Origin of the sequence: Streptomyces sp. NPDC050423 (genome assembly GCF_040655445.1) — a bacterium.
Lineage (GTDB): Bacteria > Actinomycetota > Actinomycetes > Streptomycetales > Streptomycetaceae > Streptomyces.
In genome coordinates this window covers 20301-37355 of record NZ_JBFAJY010000037.1, presented here as the reverse complement: position 1 = coordinate 37355, position 17055 = coordinate 20301, and the positions used below count along the sequence as shown (strand labels likewise).

General features: G+C 72.1%; 13 protein-coding genes. 9 read left to right on the top strand and 4 right to left on the bottom strand.

The window, feature by feature from the left end; genetic code table 11:
* Nucleotides 1-79 precede the first annotated feature (79 nt).
* Nucleotides 80-2326 (bottom strand): ATP-dependent RecD-like DNA helicase, encoded by a 2247-nt coding sequence (locus AB0I52_RS24925; protein WP_363076060.1) that lies wholly within the window; start codon nucleotides 2324-2326, stop codon nucleotides 80-82.
* Entirely contained in the window at nucleotides 2323-3306 is a 984-nt protein-coding gene (locus AB0I52_RS24920; RefSeq protein ID WP_363076058.1) for an aldo/keto reductase, read from the bottom strand. Before AB0I52_RS24920 ends, AB0I52_RS24925 begins: the two co-directional genes overlap by 4 nt.
* A 141-nt stretch (nucleotides 3307-3447) precedes the next feature.
* Between AB0I52_RS24920 and AB0I52_RS24915 the strand changes: the two genes are divergently transcribed.
* Nucleotides 3448-4497, top strand: coding sequence for an LLM class F420-dependent oxidoreductase (locus AB0I52_RS24915; RefSeq protein WP_363076056.1), 1050 nt, complete (start codon nucleotides 3448-3450; stop codon nucleotides 4495-4497).
* Nucleotides 4498-4764: 267 nt separating this feature from the next.
* The gene (locus tag AB0I52_RS24910) at nucleotides 4765-5553 is read left to right on the top strand and encodes a ferritin-like domain-containing protein (RefSeq protein WP_363076054.1); all 789 of its coding nucleotides are present in this window, start codon (nucleotides 4765-4767) and stop codon (nucleotides 5551-5553) included.
* A gap of 37 nt (nucleotides 5554-5590) precedes the next feature.
* Here the strand turns inward: AB0I52_RS24910 and corA are convergent, their stop codons facing one another.
* Nucleotides 5591-6586 (bottom strand): magnesium/cobalt transporter CorA, encoded by a 996-nt coding sequence (corA, locus tag AB0I52_RS24905; protein ID WP_363076052.1) that lies wholly within the window; start codon nucleotides 6584-6586, stop codon nucleotides 5591-5593.
* Between the two features lie 59 nt (nucleotides 6587-6645).
* On the opposite strand from corA, the gene AB0I52_RS24900 reads away from it, so the two are divergent.
* The 5 genes from AB0I52_RS24900 to AB0I52_RS24880 all read left to right on the top strand — a co-directional run bounded on the left by AB0I52_RS24900 (nucleotide 6646) and on the right by AB0I52_RS24880 (nucleotide 13405).
* On the top strand, nucleotides 6646-7356 hold the full coding sequence (locus tag AB0I52_RS24900; protein WP_363076050.1) for a histidine phosphatase family protein: 711 nt from the start codon (nucleotides 6646-6648) through the stop codon (nucleotides 7354-7356).
* Between the two features lie 105 nt (nucleotides 7357-7461).
* A complete protein-coding gene (locus tag AB0I52_RS24895; protein WP_123528141.1) occupies nucleotides 7462-8052 on the top strand; it encodes a DUF3090 domain-containing protein in 591 nt (196 codons plus the stop codon).
* A complete protein-coding gene (locus AB0I52_RS24890; protein ID WP_363076048.1) occupies nucleotides 8016-8855 on the top strand; it encodes an SCO1664 family protein in 840 nt (279 codons plus the stop codon). Before AB0I52_RS24895 ends, AB0I52_RS24890 begins: the two co-directional genes overlap by 37 nt.
* A gap of 166 nt (nucleotides 8856-9021) precedes the next feature.
* Nucleotides 9022-10251: a cysteine--1-D-myo-inosityl 2-amino-2-deoxy-alpha-D-glucopyranoside ligase gene (mshC, locus tag AB0I52_RS24885; protein ID WP_363076046.1), complete on the top strand. Its 1230-nt coding sequence runs from the start codon at nucleotides 9022-9024 to the stop codon at nucleotides 10249-10251.
* Between the two features lie 109 nt (nucleotides 10252-10360).
* Nucleotides 10361-13405: an NPCBM/NEW2 domain-containing protein gene (locus AB0I52_RS24880; RefSeq protein WP_363076044.1), complete on the top strand. Its 3045-nt coding sequence runs from the start codon at nucleotides 10361-10363 to the stop codon at nucleotides 13403-13405.
* A gap of 60 nt (nucleotides 13406-13465) precedes the next feature.
* Here the strand turns inward: AB0I52_RS24880 and AB0I52_RS24875 are convergent, their stop codons facing one another.
* A complete protein-coding gene (locus AB0I52_RS24875; protein ID WP_363076042.1) occupies nucleotides 13466-14611 on the bottom strand; it encodes a PAC2 family protein in 1146 nt (381 codons plus the stop codon).
* Between the two features lie 257 nt (nucleotides 14612-14868).
* Here AB0I52_RS24875 and AB0I52_RS24870 point away from each other — a divergent pair, with 257 nt between their 5' ends.
* Together AB0I52_RS24870 and AB0I52_RS24865 are read left to right on the top strand one after the other, a co-directional pair.
* The gene (locus AB0I52_RS24870) at nucleotides 14869-16206 is read left to right on the top strand and encodes an L-fuconate dehydratase (RefSeq protein ID WP_363076040.1); all 1338 of its coding nucleotides are present in this window, start codon (nucleotides 14869-14871) and stop codon (nucleotides 16204-16206) included.
* On the top strand, nucleotides 16203-16982 hold the full coding sequence (locus tag AB0I52_RS24865) for an SDR family oxidoreductase (protein WP_363076038.1): 780 nt from the start codon (nucleotides 16203-16205) through the stop codon (nucleotides 16980-16982). The genes AB0I52_RS24870 and AB0I52_RS24865 overlap by 4 nt, the downstream gene beginning before the upstream one ends.
* Nucleotides 16983-17055 lie beyond the last annotated feature (73 nt).

Below are 17055 nucleotides of genomic sequence, written 5' to 3'. Positions count from 1 at the left end.
GCCGTGACCGTCCCGCGGTGACCGGTGCCGTGCCGCAGGGCCGGGCGGATGCGCGACGCATTCGCCCGGCCCTGCGGTCTCACCCGTCCGACGCCTCCAGCAGCGTGCGCAGCCGGGTGGTGCGGTCCTGCGCGGGGGACTGGGCGACCGCGCGCGGCAGGGCCTGATCCACCCCGTGCACCACCGACAGATGCCGCTCACCCCGGCTGAAGGCGGTGTAGACCCAGGGGCGGCTGAGCCCCTGCGCCGCGTCACCGGGCAGCACGACGACCACCGCGGGCCACCGCATCCCGGCCGCCTGATGGGCGCTGAGTGCCCAGGCGTGGCGCACGGACGCCTCCACCCGCTCCTGCGGCACGACGACCGCGCTCCCCGCACAGTCCAGGTGCAGGCCCTCGGCATCGGCCGAGACGACTACGCCCGGCACGGTCCTGCCGGGAGCGGGGACATGGGCGATCCGGTCGCCCGGGTCGAATCCGCCGAACTGTCCGGGGCCGGGGTTGAGCCGCTGCTTGAGCGCCTCGTTCAGCGCCCGGGTGCCGGCGGATCCGCCGTGGCCGACGGTGATCACCTGGGTGTCGGACGACGGCACGCCGATGGCGCGCGGCACCGAGTCGGCGACCAGCTGCACCGTGCGGTGCACCGCCTCGCCCGCGTCACGCACGGGCACGATCACCACTTCCCGGCCCGGCGCCGCCACCTGGTTCAGCTCCCCGACGCCGATGCCGGAGACCAGCTCACCGATCGGACCGGGGTCCGGCGTACGGGAGACGATCTGCGGGCACGCGCGGGCGGCCAGCACATCGGCGAACACCCGCCCCGCACCCGCCGACCCCAGCACGCCCGGATCGCCGCTGAGCACCAGACGGGTCCCGTCGGCGAGGGCCTCCACCAGCATCGCGCCGGTCTCGACGTCGAGCTGCGGGGCGTCCAGCACGACGAGCAGGTCGACGGCCACGGCGCCTTCCTCGTCCCGTCCGGGGCCCTCGGATCCGGAGAGCAGCCCGGCCAGTGTGACGGCCGCCGACGGGTCACCGACCGCCTCGGCCAGCCGCTGCCGGCCGTCCACGCTGTGGGTGGCGCCCAGCGCCCGCAGACCGAGGCCGCTCGCCGCCGCGATCAGTGCGGCGGGCTCGGCCTTGGCCGCCTCGCCGCCGGTGTGCGCGACGAGCCCGTGGGCCGCGGCCGTACGGATCAGCTCGGCGGCCGATGGGGAGGGCGCCGACGAGGCGGCGTCCGACCAGTCGGCGTCCTTCTCGCAGGCGTTCACCAGCCGGGCCAGCCCATCCGCGAGGCTCTCCTCGGCGAGCGCGTACCGGTCGAGTCCGAGGAGCACCTGCACCGGCTCCCGCCCGTCCCCGGCCTCCGAGCCCTCGCCGGTGTCCTTGGCCTCCGCCGGTTCCTCGGACTCCTCGGTCTCCTCGTCCTCCGGGCCGTCCTGGAAGACCAGGACGACGCCCTCGGCGACCGCGTGCAGCACGGCCCCTTCGGGGTCGGCCACCGCCCGCCCGGCGAGCGCGGCCCTTACCTCCGTGGCGTCCAGCGCGGTGTGGCCCTGCAGCGCGGCGCGCTCCAGCAGCCAGCCGACCAGGGCCGCGGTACGCCGCTCGTCGTCGGGGCCGCACGCGTCGCCCAGGAGCGCCCGTGCGAAGCCGTCCGCCTGCTCGGGACCGACGCCGGGGAGGGAGAGCAACTGCCAGGGGTCCTCGCGCAGGGCGTCGGCCGCCTGTGCGCCGAGCGTTCCGGCGGCGGGGGCGGCCAGGCTCTCGGGAGCCCCGCCGGCGGCCAGCACGGCCGCCACGGCGGCGACCGCCTCGGGAGCGGCGCCCAGGGGGGCGCGGACGGACTCGGGAGCCCGTTCCCGGACCGGGGGCGGGGCGGGGACGGTCCGGCGGGGTGCGGTGGGAGCGGGGGAGTCGAAGAACGCGGCTCCCGGCTTCTCGCCGCTCTCCACGGCGCGTACGGCGGCCAGCAGATCGGCGGCCGGCCCGCTCAGTTTCGTACCGGCGGGGATGGGGCCGTCCTTCTCGGCCTTGCGCTTCTCGATCCGCTCCAGCAGCTCGCGCTGGGCGGCCAGCTCCGCCTCGGCCTCGGAGACGGCCGGGGCAGCGGCCGTGTCGCCGCCGGCGCTCCCGCCGGTCCCCGCGGCGGGGTCCGTGCCGGCCTCCGCCTCGTCATCGGTCGCGTCGTCGCTCGCTTCGGCGGTCGCCTCGTCGGTCCCGGCGGCCGACTCCTCGGCCGGGGAGTCCGTGGAGGCGTCCGCGACAACGCTGTCGTCGTCGGTGGCCGAGGGGCCGGGGGATTCCCCCCGGGGAAGCGCAGTCACAGCGTGCTCCAGTCCTGGTCGGGATAGCGGTGCACGGGCGCCGACACATCGTCGAGCGCGCGGCAGATCTCGTCAGGAAGACTAAGCGCCTCCACTGACAATGCCTCCGCGAGCTGCCGCGCGTTGCGCGCGCCGACGATCGGGGCCACCACTCCAGGCCGGTCCCGCACCCAGGCGAGCGCCACCTTTAGCGGCGTCGTGGCCAGCCCGTCGGCCGCGGTCGCCACGGCGTCCACGATGCGGCTCGCCGGGTCGTCGAGGTACGGCTCGACGAACGGGGCCAGCAGTTCGGAGGCGCCGCGCGAGTCCGCCGGGGTGCCGGTGCGGTACTTGGCGGTCAGCACGCCCCGGCCCAGCGGCGACGACGGCAGCAGCCCGACACCGAGGTCGAGCGCCGCCGGCAACACCTCGCGCTCCACGCCCCGTTGCAGCAGCGAGTACTCCATCTGCGTACTGGCCAGCCGGGTCCGCACGCCGGGCGAGGCCAGCTGCCAGGTGGCGGCCTTGGCCAGTTGCCAGCCGCAGAAGTTGGACACCCCCGCGTACCGGGCGCGCCCGCTGGACACCGCCAGGTCGAGTGCCTGGAGCGTCTCGTCCAGCGGCGTCACCGGGTCGAAGGCGTGCACCTGCCACAGGTCCACGTAGTCGGTGCCGAGCCGGGACAGCGAGGCGTCGAGGGCGGCCAGCAGATGCCCGCGCGAACCGTTGAACCTGCGGTGGGGGTCGGGCACGCTGCCGGCCTTGGTGGCGATGACCAGATCGCGCCGCGGCACCAGGCTGTCGACGAGGTGCCCGAGCAGGTACTCGGACTCGCCGTCGCCGTACACGTCCGCGGTGTCGACCAGGGTGCCGCCCACCTCCCAGAAGGCCTTCAGCTGCTCGGCAGCGTCGTGCTCGTCGGTGTCCCGGCCCCAGGTGAGGGTGCCGAGCCCGATCCGGGACACTCGAAGGCCGGTGCGGCCGAGATGCCTCTGCTCCATGGGCGCTGAGATTACTGGCCAGGGGTCCACTCGTCGCAGGGCTGTGGACAACCGGGGCCCGGGTCACCCCCTGCCGGAACGTGTTCCCGCGCGCTAGAGTCCGGATCACAGGGACGTTACTGATCAGTAAGGAGAGCGGCTATGAGGCTCGGCATCAATCTCGGTTACTGGGGCGCGGGTATGGACGGGGACAACCTCGCCGTCGCGCAGGAGGCCGACCGGCTCGGCTACGACGTCTGCTGGGCGGCCGAGGCGTACGGCTCGGACGCCCCGACCGTGCTGACCTGGGTGGCCGCGCAGACCGAGTCCATCGACGTCGGCTCCGCGATCATGCAGATCCCGGCCCGTCAGCCCGCCATGGCGGCGATGACCGCTGCCACCCTCGACTCGCTCTCCGGCGGCCGGTTCCGGCTCGGCCTCGGGGTGTCCGGACCGCAGGTCTCCGAGGGCTGGTACGGCGTCAAGTTCGACAAGCCGCTGGCCCGCACCCGGGAGTACGTCGAGATCGTCCGCAAGGCGATGACCCGCGAGCGGCTGTCGTACGAGGGGCAGCACTGGACGCTCCCGCTGCCGGACGGGCCGGGCAAGCCGATCAAGCTGACCGTGCACCCGCAGCGCGAGCACATCCCGCTGTACATCGCCGCGATCGGCCCGAAGAACATGGAGCAGACCGGCGAGATCGCGGACGGGGCGCTGCTGATCTTCCCCTCCGCGGACCACCTGGAGGACACCGCGCTGAAGCATCTGCGGGCGGGCCGGGAGAAGGCCGGCAAGACCATGGAGGGCTTCGACGTCTGCCCGACCCTGCCGCTCGCCGTCGGCGACGACGTCAACGGCCTCGCCGACATGTTCCGGCCGTACACCGCGCTGTACGTCGGCGGTATGGGCAGCCGCAAGCAGAACTTCTACAACCAGCTCGCCCAGCGCATGGGGTACGAGAAGGAAGCCGCCGAGGTCCAGGACAAGTACCTCTCCGGCGACAAGAGCGGTGCGGCCGCCGCCGTACCGCGCCAGCTGATCGACCAGACCACGCTGCTGGGACCGGTGGAGCGGATCTCCGACCGGATGCAGGCCTACGCGGCCGCGGGGGTCACGACCCTGACCCTGGCCCCGGCCGGCTTCACGCTCGACGAGCGGATCGCCGCGCTGCGCGCCGGTACGGACGCGCTGGAGCGGTCCGGGCTCGCCTGAGGCCTGTTCCGAACACGCTGGGGCCCCGTTCCGGAAGCCGGGCTGCACTACGGCCGTGGTGGGGGCTCGGGGGCCTCCCCGCCACGGCCGTCACGCGGAACAACGCGACCGGGGCGGTTGGGTTACGGGGCATGTGCGGAAACGGTTCACCAGCGGTGTATCCGCACCGCGTGCACGTTCGGCCCAGTCCGGGGGCCTTCCTGTTGCCCGTCGGGGCCGGGAGCATTTGACTGTCGCTCGGCGGATGCCGGCACGGAGGTGGCAGTGATGCTCTCGGCAAAGAACCTGTTCCAGGAGATCCTCGACGACGACGAGTCGTTCCGGCTGTTCTGCTCCATCGCCGCCGGTGGCGAGTCCCAGGGAGGCTGGGAGAACGGCCGCATCGCGGCCCTCGCACCCGTCAGCCAGCGCGCACTGGCCCCCAAGATCGCCCGGCACGGCGCCGACGAGGACAAGCACGGCCGGATCTTCAACGCCCTGCTGAGGAAGCGCGGCCTGGCGCCCGTCGAGGTCCCGCACGAGACCGACTACACGATGCTGCTGGAGAAGTACGGCATCGGCCTCGCCCATGAGCAGCTGGTGCGGGAGGAGCCGCTCGCCGAGCGCGACATCATCACCTACCTCGCGCACAGCCGGGTGACCGAACAGCGCGCCTCCGAGCAGATGCGGCTGCTGCGGAGGTACTTCGCCGACCACCCCGACCTGGGCCGCGCGGTGCGGATGATCTCGGACGACGAGGACAACCACCTGGCGTACTGCCACGAGGAACTGCTGCGCTTCGCCCGGTCGGGACACGGCCGTACGATCCAGAGCATCCTGCGCGAGTGCGCACTCGCCGAGATCCGGGTCTACCGCGACGTCAGCCTCGCGGTGATGGACCACATGGGCCGCATCCTGGGCTGGCCGAGGGCCAAGGCCGCGCTGCTGGCGGCGGGGATCCACGCCGTCTACGCGTACGAGCGCCTCGTGGGCTGGCGGCGCATGGTGAGCCTGGCGCCGCCCGAGCGGCGGGACGCGCTGGGCGGTCCGGCCGCGCCGGCACCCGAGTACGGCTGAGAGGCTGTCGGAGCGGCTCCGGGCCCGCCGGGCCCCGTCAGAGCCAGCCGCGCCGCTTGAACTGCCGGTACAGGCCCAGGACCACGCCCGCCATCAGCAGGATCACCGCCGGATAGGCCCACGCCCACTTCAGCTCCGGCATGTGCGTGAAGTTCATGCCGTAGATCCCCGCGACCATGGTCGGCACCGCCGCCATCGCCGCCCAGGCCGAGATCTTGCGCATGTCGTCGTTCTGCCGCACTCCCATCTGGGCGAGATGCGCGGACAGGATGTCGGAAAGCAGCCGGTCGAGACCCTCCACCTGCTCGTTGGCGCGCGTCAGATGGTCCTGGACGTCGCGGAAGAAGGGCTGCGACCGGTCGTGGACGAAGGGCACCCCCGCGCCCGCCAGCCGGGCCATCGGGGCGGCCAGCGGGCCCGTCGCCCTGCGGAACTCCAGCACCTGGCGCTTGAACGTGTAGATGCGGGCCGCGGTGTTCTTGGAGTCACCGGTGGAGGTCGGGGCGAAGACCTCCGTCTCCAGCTCCTCCAGGTCGACCTGGAGCTCGCCCGCGACATCGATGTAGTGGTCCACGATCGCGTCGCTGATCGCGTACAGCACGGCGGTGGGCCCGTGCTTCAGCACATCGGCCTCGGACTCCAGCCGGCGGCGCACGGCGGCCAGCGGCGCAGCCTCGCCGTGCCGGACCGTCACCACGAACGAGTCGCCTATGAACACCATCAGTTCGTCCGTGCTGACCGTGTCGCTCTCGTGGTCGTACACGACCGGCTTTATCACCGCGAACAGCGAGTCGTCGTACACCTCCAGCTTCGGCCGCTGGTGCGCGGCCAGGGCGTCCTCCACCGCCAGTGGATGCAGCCCGAACTCGCTGCTGACCAGTTTGAACTCCTTCTCCGTCGGCTCGTGCAGGCCGATCCACAAGAAGGCGTCACCGGTGGCCCGAGCCTCTTCGAGAGCATCGGAGAAGTCGGCCGGGCCGTCGGTGCGGCGTCCGTCCCGGTAGATGGCGCAGTCCACGATCACGGCGCGCATTCTGCCCTGCTCCGGTCCCCGGCGCACCTTTGCCGGAGCGTCGGCCTACGCTGGCCGGTATGCCCACCCTGATCCTCGTACGCCACGGACGCTCCACCGCCAACACGGCCGGGGTGCTCGCGGGCCGGACCCCCGGCGTCGCGCTCGACGAGCGCGGCGCCGAGCAGGCCGCGGCGCTCCCCGGCCGGCTGGCCGCCGTGCCCCTCGCCGCGGCCGTCAGCAGCCCCCTGCAGCGCTGCCGCGAGACGCTGCGGCCGCTGCTCGCCGCCCGGCCGGACCTGCCGCTGCACACCGAGGAGCGGATCAGCGAGTGCGACTACGGCGACTGGGCCGGCCGCAAGCTCGCGGAGCTCGCCGACGAGCCGCTGATGACGGTCGTGCAGCAGCACCCGTCGGCGGCGGCGTTCCCCGGCGGCGAGTCCATGAGGGCGATGCAGGCTCGCGCCGTCGACGCGGTCCGGGAGTGGAACGCGAGGATCGAGGCGGAGCACGGCGAGAACGCCGTCTACGTGATGTGCTCGCACGGCGACATCATCAAGTCCCTTGTCGCCGACGCGCTCGGCATGCATCTGGACCTCTTCCAGCGGGTCCACGCCGACCCGTGCTCGGTCACCGCGATCCGTTACACCAGGCTGCGGCCCTTCCTGCTGAGGCTCGGTGACACGGGCGATCTCGCCCCGCTGGCCCCGCGCGAACCGGCCCCCGACGAGGGCGGGGCGGCGGGCGGAGAGGCGGATGCCGCGGTCGGGGGCGGCGCTGGGGCGCCGTGATCGCTCCGCGCAGTAGGGTGGACGCGCCGTAGGCGCCTCTCCGGGAGGACTCTCCCGCGCCCCGGCCGAGCCCTCATCCGCGTCAAATCACAAGGGAGACAGGACGTGTCCCGTCAGGTGTTCCTCTACGACCCCCCGGACCGTTTCGTGGCCGGTACGGTCGGGCTGCCTGGACGTCGTACGTTCTTCCTGCAGGCATCCTCAGGTGGACGTGTCACCAGCGTTGCCCTGGAGAAGACCCAAGTCGCCGCGCTCGCCGAGCGGGTGGACGAACTGCTCGACGAGGTGGTCCGCCGCACCGGGGGGAATTCCCCGGTGCCCGCGGTGGCCCCGATGGACGTCACCGACACCGCTCCGCTCGACGTCCCCGTCGAGGAGGAGTTCCGGGTCGGCACGATGGCACTCGCCTGGGACGGCGAGGAACAGCGCATGATCGTCGAGGCACAGGCCCTCGTCGAGCTGGACGCGGAATCCGTCGAGGATCTCGCGGAGGCCGAGGAGCGGCTGCTCCAGGACGAGGAGAACGGCCCGCCGATGCTCCGGGTCCGGCTCAGCGGAGCGCAGGCCCGCGCCTTCGCCAAACGAGCCCTGGACGTCGTGAACGCCGGCCGCCCGCCGTGCCCGCTGTGCAGTCTCCCGCTCGATCCGGAAGGACACGTATGCCCCCGCCAGAACGGATACCGCCGCGGGGCCTGACCGACGCCGAGCGGGTGACCCTGCTCGGCAAGGGCGAGCTCACCGTTCTCGGACAGGTCCGGGGGGCCTCCAACGCGGTGCTGTACTGCTCGGTCGCGTACGAGGGCGAGCAGGCGCACTGCGTCTACAAGCCGGTGGCCGGCGAACAGCCCCTGTGGGACTTCCCCGACGGCACGCTCGCCCAGCGCGAGGTGGCCGCCTACGAGGTCTCCGAGGCGACCGGCTGGGGTCTGGTGCCGCCGACCGTGCTGCGGGACGGGCCCTACGGCGAGGGCATGTGCCAGCTGTGGATCGAGGCCGCGCCGCAGGACGAGGGCGAACCGGGGCTGCTCGCGCTCATCGAGGACGAGGAGCCGGGCGAGGGCTGGAAGGCCGTGGCCCTCGCCGAGGTCGGCGAGGGGAGGACGGCGCTGCTGGTCCACGCGGACGATCCACGGCTGCGCCGGCTCGCCGTGCTCGACGCGGTGATCAACAACGGCGACCGGAAGGGCGGACACCTGCTGCCCGCGCCCGACGGCCGGCTGTACGGCATCGATCACGGCGTCACCTTCAACGCCGAGGACAAGCTGCGCACCCTCCTGTGGGGCTGGGCCGGCGAGCCGCTGCCGGCGGAGGCCGTGGAGGTGCTGGACCGGCTGGCCGGGGAGCTGGAGGCGGGGGCCGCACTGGTCACCCGGCTGGGCGAACTGATCACCGCGGCCGAGATCGAGGCACTGCGGGCCCGCGTGGCGCGGCTGCGGGCCACAGGGCTCCACCGGGAGCCGAGCGGTGGGTGGCCGGCCATTCCGTGGCCGCCGGTATAGGCCGGAGCCCGGCGGGCGGCCCCTTGGGCGACCGTCCCTCCCGGACCGTCCCGGGTACGCGGCCGGGGAGCGACGCACCTTTCGGGGCGGGGCGCAAGAGTGCCTCTTCGGACAGGTTGCCCCCTCCGGTTCGTATCCGGAAGCCGCGTCCGGTTACGCTCATTGCATGCATGCCTGGCCCGCTTCTGAGGTCCCCGCCCTGCCTGGCAAGGGCCGCGACCTTCGGATCCACGACACCGCGACCGGCGGACGGATCACCCTTGACCCCGGTCCCGTCGCCCGCATCTATGTCTGCGGCATCACGCCGTACGACGCGACCCATATGGGTCATGCGGCGACCTACAACGCGTTCGACCTCGTTCAGCGCGTGTGGCTCGACACCAAGCGGCAGGTTCACTATGTCCAGAACGTGACCGACGTGGACGATCCGCTGCTGGAGCGGGCCGTGCGCGACGGTGAGGACTGGACCGAGCTCGCCGAGCGCGAGACGGCCCTGTTCCGTGAGGACATGACTGCCCTGCGCATGCTCCCGCCGCAGCACTACATCGGAGCCGTCGAGGCGATACCCGGCATCGTGCCGCTCGTCGAACGACTCCGGGACGCGGGCGCCGCCTACGACCTCGACGGCGATGTGTACTTCTCCGTCGACACCGACCCGCGCTTCGGCCAGGTCTCCAACCTGGACGCCGAGGCGATGCGGCTGCTCTCGGCCGAGCGCGGCGGCGACCCGGATCGCCCCGGCAAGAAGAACCCCCTCGACCCGATGCTCTGGATGGCCGCCCGCGAGGGCGAGCCGAGCTGGGACGGCGCCTCGCTCGGTGCCGGCCGGCCCGGCTGGCACATCGAGTGCGTGGCCATCGCCCTGGACCATCTCGGCATGGGCTTCGACGTCCAGGGAGGCGGCTCCGACCTCGCCTTCCCGCACCACGAGATGGGCGCCTCGCACGCCCAGGTGCTGACCGGCGAGCACCCGTTCGCCCAGGCGTACGTGCACGCCGGAATGGTCGGCCTGGACGGCGAGAAGATGTCGAAGTCCAAGGGGAACCTGGTCTTCGTCTCGGTGCTCCGCCGCGAAGGCGTGGACCCGGCGGCGATCCGTCTCGCCCTGCTCTCGCACCACTACCGGTCCGACTGGGAGTGGACCGACCAGGTGCTCGCCGACGCGGTGGACCGTCTCGCGCGCTGGCGCGCCGCCGTCTCGCGGCCCGACGGGCTCAGCGCCGACGCCCTGGTCGAGGAGGTCCGCGAGGCCCTCGCCGACGACCTGGACACCCCGACGGCCCTGGCCGCGGTGGACCGCTGGGCCGAGCGGCAGACCGCCGGGGGCGGCACGGACGAGGGGGCGCCGGGACTCGTCTCGCGCACCGTCGACGCGCTGCTCGGTGTCGCGCTGTAACTGCCCGCGGTATTACATCCGTTCACCGGCCCCGAACTTCTTGATGAAGTTCGGGGCCGGTTCCGTTTTGTCCATGGTCAAATGCTCGATGCTGCGCTAAAAGCGCTCTATGCAATCATCAACGCGCATCAGAGCGGCAGTAGTTGCAGCGCTGCTGGGGCTGTTCGCCGTCCTCTCGGGACCGGGCGGCGCACAGGCGGATCCGGCCGCCCCCGCCGGGTCGACGGTCGGCGATCTCACCGGCTTCTCGGCCGACGGATCCGTCTACCACCTGCGGGCGGGCGCCGCCGAGGCCCGCGTCAGCTTCGTGTCCGAGGAGACCTTCCGTATCGAGCTCACCCCGGACGGCACGTTCTCCGACCCGGCCGGCGACGCCATCGTCCTGCCCCAGGGAGCCCCGCCCCGCACCCGGTGGAAGGAGCGGAGCGACCGCTACGACCTCTCCACCGGGGACATCACGCTGCGTGTCTACAAGGCGCCCCTGCGATTCGCCCTGTACCGGGCCGACGGCAGCCGGGTCTGGTCCGAGGCCAAGGGGATCGGCTGGGACGGCGAGAAGACCACCCAGACCCTCGCACGCGGCGGCGACGAGCAGTTCTACGGCGCCGGTATGCAGAACGGCAGCGGCAACACCTCGCACCGGGGCCGGACCGTCGAGGTCGGCGTCGACTACAACTGGGACGACGGCGGGCACCCCAATTCGGTGCCCTTCTACCTCTCGTCGGCCGGCTACGGCGTGTTCCGCAACACCTTCGCGCCCAACACCTACGCCTTCACGGACCCGGTGACCACCAGCGCGCAGGAACAGCGCTTCGACGCCTACTACTTCGCGGGTGACGCCAAGGACGTCATAGGCCAGTACACGAAGCTCACCGGCAAGCCGTTCCTGCCGCCGGTGTACGGCATGGAGACAGGCGACTCCGACTGCTACCTCCACAACGCCAACCGCGGCGAGCGCCGCACCAAGGACTCGCTGAAGGTCGCCGACGGATACGTCGAGAACGACATGCCGAACGGCTGGATGCTCGTCAACGACGGCTACGGCTGCGGCTACGAGGACCTCGCGGAGACCGCCAAGGGCCTCCAGGACCGCGACATGCAGCTCGGACTGTGGACCGAGGACGGCATCGACAAGCTCGGTGACCAGGTCAAGGCCGGCCAGCGCGTCGCCAAGCTGGACGTGGCCTGGGTCGGGGACGGCTACAAGTTCGCCCTGGACGGCTGCAAGGACGCGTACCGGGGCATCGAGGACAACAGCGACGCCCGCGGCTTCACCTACGCCCCCGAGAGCTGGTCGGGCGCGCAGCGCTGCGGTGTCCAGTGGTCCGGCGACCAGTACGGCACCTGGGACTACATCCGCTGGCAGATCCCGACCTACGCGGGTGCCACGATGTCCGGCCTCGCCTACACCACGGGCGACGTCGACGGCATCTTCGGCGGCAGCGCCAAGACGTACACCCGTGACCTCCAGTGGAAGATGTTCCTGGGGACCACCATGACCATGGACGGCTGGGCGGCCAGCGACAAGCAGCCCTTCCGTTACGGGGAGCCGTACACCTCCGTCAACCGCGACTACCTGAAGCTCAAGGAGTCGCTGCTGCCCTACCAGTACTCCTACGCGCACGAGGCGACGAAGACCGGCGTCGGCATGGTCCGCCCGCTGGTGCTGGAGTACCCGGACGACCCGAAGGCCGCGACGGACGCGGCGAAGTACGAGTTCATGTCCGGCGAGGACTTCCTCGTCGCCCCCGTCTACCAGGACAGCACCGAGCGCGACGGCATCTATCTGCCGAAGGGCACCTGGACCGACTACTGGACCGGGCGGACCTACCGGGGCCCGACCACCGTCAACGACTACAGTGCCCCGCTCGACACCCTGCCGCTGTTCGTCAGGGGCGGCGCCAGTGTGCCGATGTGGCCCGGCATCCGCTCGTACAAGGACCGCACCGCCGGCTCCCCGCTGGCCTGGGACGTCTACCCGCAGGGCAAGTCCTCGTTCACCCTGTACGAGGACGACGGCGTGACCCGGGAGCACCGCGACGGCGCCTACGCCACCCAGACCGCCGATGTCCGCGCACCGGCGAAGGGCGCGGGTGACGTCACCGTCAACATCGGTGAGAGCAAGGGGAAGTTCACCGGGAAGCAGAGCAGCCGCCCGTACGAGTTCAGTGTGCACACCGGCTCGGAGCCGAGCGCGGTGAAGCTCACCGGCAAGCTGCCCCGGCTCGGCTCGGCCGCCGCGTACGCCTCGGCGAAGCAGGGCTGGTGGTACGACCGCGACGACCGCGGTGGTGTGGTGAAGATCAAGACGGCACCGCTGTCCACGGGAAGGAAGTTCTCCGTGAAGCTGGAGAACACCAGCGCCGTCGGCGGACGGAACGCCGTCGCGACGGCTACCGTCTCCGCGCCGCAGGGCCAGGAGATCGGCGCGGGCGCCCCGGCCACCGTCGCCGTCGACGTCACCGCGGGCAAGGCCGACGTCACGGACGCGGCCGTCGCCCTGGACGTCCCCAAGGGCTGGAAGACCACCCCGGCCCCCGTCGTGCACCGGATCCCGGCGGGCACCACCCGGCGGGTCGAGGTGTCGGTCACCCCGGCGAAGGACGCGACCGTGGGGGAGGCGCGGATCACCGCGCGCGCCCGCTACCGCTCGGCGGGAGAATCCCGTACGGCGGTCCGGCGGATCGCCACCGGGGTGATGCCGGCGCCGCCCACCGGTGAGGTGTGGGCGAGCGATCTGGAGTGGCTGAGTTCGGTCAACGGCTACGGTCCGGCGGAACGCGACCGCAGCAACGGTGAATCGGGCGCGGCCGACGGCGGCCCGCTCACGCTGGCCGGGAAGGTGTACGAGAAGGGGATCGGCACCCATGCCGACTCCGACATCGAGGTCTATCTCGGCGGACAGTGCTCGAAGTTCACCGCGGACGCGGGGATCGACGACGAGATCGACGGATACGGCGAGGTGGCGTTCTCCGTCGAGGCCGACGGCAAGGTGCTCTGGACCTCGCCGAAGGTGACCGGGGCGTCGGCGGCCGTACCGGTCGACGTGCCGCTCGACGGCGCGCGCCACGTGCGTCTGAAGGTCACGGACACCAACGGGTCCAAGACCGGCGACCACGGCGACTGGGGCGCCGCGCGCTTCACCTGCTCCTGAGTGTCCGCGAAGCGAGGGAGCCGGACGGGTGTCCACCCGCCCGGCTCCCGGCTGTCCGGCTCAGTCCTCCGACGAATTCCCCGACGGACTTCCCGGCGAGTCCTCCGGTGGATCCTGCGGGGCATCCTCCGGGGTACTTTCCGGGACGCCCTCCGGCCGTTCGCCCGGCGTGGAGCCCTGCGTGGGGCCCGTGGCGGGGCCCGGCGCGGGTCCGGTCGCGGACCCGCTCCCGGATCCGCTCACCGGCCCCGGTCCGGTCTCCGGCCGGGTCGGCTTCGGCGGCCTGGTCCGGCCGCTCGACGTGTCCCGCAGATACGAGCCGTCGCCGCTCTCGGTGGCGTGTCCGCCCGGACCGGAGACCGGGCCGGGGTCCCGGCGCCGCAGATAGCGCTCGAACTCCCGGGCGATGGCCTCGCCGCTCGCCTCGGGGAGCTCCGCCGTGTCCCGGGCCTCCTCCAGCGTCTGCACGTACTCAGCCACCTCGCTGTCCTCGGCGGCCAGTTGGTCGACCCCGAGCTGCCAGGCCCGCGCGTCCTCGGCCAGTTCGCCCAGCGGGATGCGCAGCCCGATGAGATCCTCCAGGCGGTTCAGCAGTGCCAGGGTGGCCTTCGGGTTGGGCGGCTGCGACACGTAGTGCGGCACCGCCGCCCACAGGCTCACGGCGGGCACACCCGCGTGGGTGCACGCCTCCTGGAGGATGCCGACGATGCCGGTCGGCCCCTCGTACCTGGTCTCCTCCAGGTCCATGGTCCGCGCCAGGTCCGGATCGGACGTGACGCCGCTGACCGGTACCGGACGGGTGTGCGGGGTGTCGCCGAGCAGCGCGCCGAGCACCACCACCATCTCGACGCCCAGCTCATGGGCGAAGCCCAGGATCTCGTTGCAGAACGAGCGCCAGCGCATCGACGGCTCGATGCCCCGGACCAGGACGAGATCGCGGGGCTTGTCCCCGCCGATGCGGACCACGGAGAGCCGGGTCGTCGGCCAGGTGATCTTGCGTACCCCGCCGTCCAGCCACACCGTCGGGCGGTTGACCTGGAAGTCGTAGTAGTCCTCGGCGTCCAGCGCCGCGAACACCTCGCCCTTCCACTCCCGGTCCAGGTGTGCGACCGCCGTGGAAGCGGCGTCACCTGCGTCGTTCCACCCCTCGAACGCGGCCACCATGACCGGGTCGATCAGCTCGGGAACGCCCTCGAGCTCGATCACCCAGGCCTCCTTCCGAAGTTCCCTTGCGTACGGAACAACCTTACGGCTTCCGGCCGCCCTCGCCGCAGCCCCTGCGCACGGCCGGGTGAACCCGGGCCACGAAGGTGCATCACCGGCCGAATCAGGGCATCAGGCCTGTCATACATCCGAGCTGTGTGGGGGCAATTTCGCCTCAACCCTGGACGTTGGGGCCTTCGGGGCGCTATACATCGGATGACCAGAGCAGAGGTCCGATGTTATTTCCCCTGGGGGCGCGCATGAGTCAGACCGTCACGGACTTCGAGGTTCACGACATCCGTTTTCCGACCTCGGAACAACTGGACGGCTCGGACGCCATGAACCCCGATCCCGACTACTCGGCTGCCTATGTCGTACTGCGTACCGACGCCGCGGACAACGATGGTGGCGGTATCGAGGGACATGGCTTCTGTTTCACCATCGGGCGCGGCAACGAGGTGATGGCGGCCGCCATCCAGGCGCTGCGGCCCTATGTGGTGGGGCGTCCCGTGCCGCGCACCGCGGCCGATCTCGGTGCGCTGTACCGGGACCTCACCCACGATTCCCAACTGCGCTGGCTGGGGCCCGAGAAGGGCGTGATGCACATGGCGGCCGGCGCGGTCGTCAACGCCGCCTGGGACCTGGCGGCGAAGCGGGCGGACAGACCCGTCTGGCAGTTCCTGGCCGAGATGACGCCCGAGGAGCTCGTCTCCCTCGTCGACTTCCGCTACCTCAGCGACGCCCTCACCCCCGAGGAGGCGCTCGCGATCCTGCGCGCCGCCGAACCGGGCCGGGCCGAGCGGGCCGAGCGGCTGCGCGCCGAGGGATACCCCGCCTACACCACCTCGCCCGGCTGGCTCGGCTACTCCGACGACAAGCTGGTCAGACTGGCGAAGGAGGCCGTCGCCGACGGCTTCACCCAGATCAAGCTGAAGGTCGGCGGCGACCTTCAGGACGACGTCCGCAGGCTCGGGCTCGCCCGTGAGGCCGTCGGCACCGGCGTACGCATCGCGGTCGACGCAAACCAGCGGTGGGACGTCGCCGACGCGGTGGAGTGGATGACCGCGCTCGCGCCGTACGACCCGCACTGGATCGAGGAGCCGACCAGCCCCGACGACATCCTCGGCCACGCCGCCGTGCGCGCCGGGCAGCCGGTCAAGGTCGCCACCGGCGAACACGTCGCCAACCGGGTCGTCTTCAAGCAGCTGCTCCAGGCCGGTGCGGTCGACTTCGTCCAGATCGACGCCGCGCGGGTCGCGGGTGTCAACGAGAACCTGGCGATCCTGCTGCTCGCCGCCAAGTACGGCGTTCCGGTCTGCCCGCACGCGGGCGGCGTCGGCCTGTGCGAGCTGGTGCAGCACCTCTCGATGTTCGACTATGTGGCGGTCTCCGGCACCTGGGAGGACCGGGTGATCGAATACGTCGATCACCTGCACGAACACTTCGTCGACCCCACCGTGATCGACTCCGGCCGCTACCGGACGCCTTCGTCCCCGGGCTTCTCCGCCCGGATGCTTCCCGAGTCGATCGCCGCACACCGCTATCCGCAGGGCCCCGTATGGCAGGCCCGCCGCACCACTGAGGAGGACGGCCGATGACCGGCACACGCGACTTCGAGGGTATGAACGCCCTGGTGACGGGCGGTGCGTCCGGGATCGGGGCCGCCGTCGCGACCATGCTCCTGGAGCGCGGGGCCCGGGTGGCGGTCCTCGACCGGGACACCGCGGGCGCCCCCGAGGGCACCCTCGCCGTCGAGGCGGACGTCACCGACGACGCGGCCGTGCGCGAGGCCGTCGACCGGGCGGCAGCCGAACTGGGCTCCCTGCACACGCTCGTGTCGAACGCGGGCATCGGTTCCATCGGCTCCGTCGAGGACAACGACGACGACGAGTGGACCCGGGTCCTGGACATCAACGTCCTCGGCATGGTCCGCACCGCCCGGCACGCCCTGCCGCACCTGCGCCGCGCCGCCGCCGAGCGCCCCGGCGCCGTTTCGATCACCCAGACCTGTTCGATCGCCGCGACCGCCGGGCTGCCGCAGCGCGCCCTGTACAGCGCGAGCAAGGGCGCGGTCCTCTCGCTGACCCTCGCGATGGCCGCCGACCACGTCCGCGAGGGCGTCCGCGTCAACTGCGTCAACCCCGGCACCGCGGACACCCCGTGGATCGGCCGGCTGCTCGGCCGGGCCGGCGACCCGGCCGCCGAACGCGAGGCGCTCAAGGCCCGGCAGCCGCTGGGCCGGCTGGTCTCCGCCGACGAGGTGGCCGCCGCGATCGTCTACCTCGCCAGCCCCGCCGCGGCCTCCGTGACGGGCACCGCACTGGCCGTCGACGGCGGAATGCAGGGCCTGCGCCTGCGCCCCGCCGAGAGCTGACCGGGTGTGCGGCCCGAGCCGAACACCTGGGCCGCACACCTCGTACCACCTGCACCACGCACCCCAGCAATGC